Source organism: Actinotalea sp., assembly GCF_041597215.1.
Classification (GTDB): Bacteria; Actinomycetota; Actinomycetes; order Actinomycetales; family Cellulomonadaceae; genus Actinotalea.
In genome coordinates this window covers 1-3,279 of record NZ_JBFHHB010000301.1, presented here as the reverse complement: position 1 = coordinate 3,279, position 3,279 = coordinate 1, and the positions used below count along the sequence as shown (strand labels likewise).

Below are 3,279 nucleotides of genomic sequence, written 5' to 3'. Positions count from 1 at the left end.
TCGACGTGCAGGTGGGCGTGGTCGCGGAGGCCCATGAGCGCGACGCCGTCGTGGCGCGGATCGCCGCGCTGGTGGGGCAGGCACGGCGAGCCGGGGTCCCGGTGATCTGGGTCCAGCACTCCGACGAGGAGCTCGCGCAGCTGAGCGAGGACTGGCGCATCGTCCCCGAGCTCGCGCCGGCCGCCGAGGAGACGATCGTCGAGAAGCACTACGGCGACTCCTTCGAGGCCACCGACCTCGAGTCGGTCCTGGCGGGGCTGGGGGTCGGCCGCCTCCTCGTCGCAGGCGCCGAGACCGATGCGTGCATCCGCTCGACCCTGCACGGCGCGTTCACACGCGGCTACGACGCGACCCTCATCAGTGATGCGCACACCACGGGGGACAAGTCCGACTGGGGCGCGCCTCCCCCCGCCCAGGTCATCGCCCACACGAACCTCTACTGGGGCTTCCAGGACGCCCCGGGCCGCACGGCAGGGACGGTCACGACCGAGCAGGTCGACTTCCGCGCAGGGCCATGAGGGCCCCGGCGGCCTGGGATCTCAGGGGAGCGCGACGGTGTCGCACTCCAGCGGGGCCTCGGCCCGGACGGTGCCCTGGATGGTCGGCGTGACGTCGACCACCAGGTCGCGGCTGCCGGGATCTCCCACCAGGACGTCGATGCTCGCCTGACGGTCGGCGCCGGGGGCGACCACCAGCCAGACGACCTGGACCGGATGCCCGGAGTCCTGCTGGCCCGTCACCTCGACGGGTGCACCGTCGACCGACGCCGAGAGCAGCGTCGAGCCCTTCGGGAGGTAGACGAAGAGCGCGATGCGTTCGGCGCCCGTCGGCAGGTTGAGCGTCGGGTGGGTCCCGCCGGTGATCGAGCCGCTGAGGTCCGGCACCAGGGCCGGGTCGAGGCTGTTGGTCAGGTCGAGGGTCACCCGGTGCACCTGGCGGCCGTCGGCCGAGCAGGTCGCCGAGCCGGTCGTCACCGTCGACAGGAGGTAGTAGTCGAGCTTCGAGCCCACGAGCCCGTTGAGGTACAGGCCGACGACGTCCGTCGTCGCGGTGCTCTCCAGCAGGTCCTGGGCGAGGAACGGCGTGACTGCCAGGGCCTCGCGGTCATCCGCGTCGGGGAACCACAGGCTGAAGTGACGTCCCTCGGCCGCGGCGCTCAGCGCGTCGTACATCTCCCTCAGGTCGTAGTCGCCCGACATGAGCCGCGAGAACGTGCCGGCGACCGTCTCGGCGTAGACCAGACCCTGCTGGGCGTCGTCGACGGCCCGGACCCCCGAGTCGTACCGGAAGTAGACCTCGTTGAAGAGCAGCGGGAGGACGGTGTCGGCACTCACGACGTCGCCGGTGGAGATCGGGACCGGGCCGACGACCTGGAGCAGGAGCTGCAGTGCGCCCGCGTCGAGCGAGAAGACGCCGTCGATCTCCTTGCCGAAGGCGTGCTCCCACTCGGCCTCGACGATCTGCGCAGCGGTCACGGCGCTCGGCCGGAGCGTGGCGTCGGAGATGAAGCGACCCAGGACCCCCGGCAGGACGGTCTCGAACCCCTCAGGGATGGGGATGATCGGCTCGGCGTGGGCGGAGAACCCGCCGTCCGCGGCGGGGATCACCGAGCCGAGCTCGATCGCGCCCTCGTCGACCGAGAGCTCGACGAAGGCGAGCGGCCCGCCGCCGAGCGACCGGAGCTCCGCGTTGTTGAGGAACATCACCACGTAGGTCCGCGGGGAGTCGGCGCCGAGGAGCGCCGGGACGGCGCGCACCACCGGGGCGGCCTCGGTCAGCGCGCTCGCCGCTGGACCGATCACCTCGGCGAGCATCTCCTTCGCCTCGCCCAGCTGCGCCACCGCGTCCTCGGTCCGGACGGCGTCGAGCCGGGCGGCCAGCACCGTCAGCTCCTCGGCGAGCGGGGTGATCTCGTCGGCGACCTGGCTGATCGTCGCGATCGGCAGCGCCCCGTCCTGGGGCTTGAGCCCCTCGGCACCGACCTCACCGACGAGTCCGACGAGCGGCTCGGCCGCGGTCATCGTGTCGTCGATGACGGCGGTGAGCTCACGCAGTGCCGTGAGGTTCACCCCGACCGACGGCAGGACCTCGGCGCCACGCCAGATCGGGTCCCCGGTCAGGTCACGTGCCCGGCTCGCATGCCCTGCGATGTCGTCGAACACGGAGGCCGCGAGTCCGTAGTCACCCTCACCGGCGGCGTCCTGGAGATCGGCGACCAGCCCCTGGGCCTGCTCCAGCTCACCCTTGGCGGTCCAGCCGCGCACGCCGACCCACACCGCCGCGATCACCAGCAGGACCAGCACGGCGAGCAGCCCACCGATCACGAGCGAGCGAGGACGAGGGCGGGCCATGGTCCTCCTCCGTCGAGCCGTCCCGGCGAGCACCGAGGTGCTCGCCGATCATAGACGGAGCGAGGGCAGCGGCTCGGGGCGGCCCCGCCCTCTCGACAGGCGCGATCGGCGTGCGCGGGTGATGCTCGACGTCCCCCCGTCTCTCCCCATGGAAGGCGCCAGCCGTGACCACCGAGACCACCCGCACCCCCACGACCGCCGAGGCAGGCCTGGCCCAGCGGGACGACGTGGCGTACGACGTCGTCGTCGTCGGCGCAGGCCCAGCGGGGATCAGCGCCGCGATGCGAGCGGCGGAGCTCGGCGCACGGACCGCGATCGTGGAGGGCGCCCGGGTGGGCGGCACCTGCGTGAACACGGGCTGCGTGCCCACCCGCCTGCTCGCCCGGACCGCGCGGGTGCTGCGCGACGCACAGACGGCCGACGACTTCGGGGTCGAGGTCCCGGCCTCCGGGCTGGTCTGGTCCCGCACCGCTGACCGGCTCCGCGCCACGATCGAGCACGTCCAGGACGCCAAGGACACCGCCGGTCGCCTGGAAGCGGCGGGGGTGGACCTGATCACCGAGGGGTGGGCACGGTTCGTCGACCCGCACACGATCGTGCTCAGCGGGTCGGGCCGGCGACTGTCCGGGACGACGTTCGTCCTGGCGACCGGGGGTGGCTCACGTCGCCTCCCGATCGAGGGGATCGAGCTGACCACGGTGGCGGAGAAGATCGTCGACCTGGAGCGGCTGCCCGCCTCGGTCGCGGTCGTCGGCAGCGGGGCGACCGGCTCCCAGCTCGCGACCGTGTTCAGCGGGTTCGGCGTCCAGGTGACCCTGCTCGAGCTCGCCGATCGCGTCCTGCCCTTCGCCGACCACGAGGTCAGCGCCGCGATCGAGGCCGCCTTCGTCGCGCGCGGGGTGCAGGTCCGCACCGGGATCACGGGGAT

General features: G+C 72.8%; 3 protein-coding genes. 2 read left to right on the top strand and 1 reads right to left on the bottom strand.

Annotation, left to right across the window (positions count from 1 at the left end; genetic code table 11):
- On the top strand, positions 1-518 hold a 518-nt coding region (locus ABWK99_RS15010; RefSeq protein ID WP_372595501.1), incomplete at its 5' end, for an isochorismatase family protein.
- A gap of 21 nt (positions 519-539) precedes the next feature.
- On the opposite strand, the gene ABWK99_RS15005 is transcribed toward ABWK99_RS15010, so the two are convergent.
- Positions 540-2,351, bottom strand: a complete 1,812-nt coding sequence (locus ABWK99_RS15005; RefSeq protein ID WP_372595500.1) for a DUF4012 domain-containing protein — start codon at positions 2,349-2,351, stop codon at positions 540-542.
- A 164-nt stretch (positions 2,352-2,515) separates the two neighbouring features.
- Here ABWK99_RS15005 and ABWK99_RS15000 point away from each other — a divergent pair.
- On the top strand, positions 2,516-3,279 hold a 764-nt coding region (locus ABWK99_RS15000), incomplete at its 3' end, for an FAD-dependent oxidoreductase (RefSeq protein WP_372595499.1).

What these genes read in the sequence shown, in the direction of transcription:
- ABWK99_RS15005 (WP_372595500.1), bottom strand. Translation starts at nt 2,351, where the DNA reads ATGGCCCGCCCTCGTCCTCGCTCGCTCGTGATCGGTGGGCTGCTCGCC.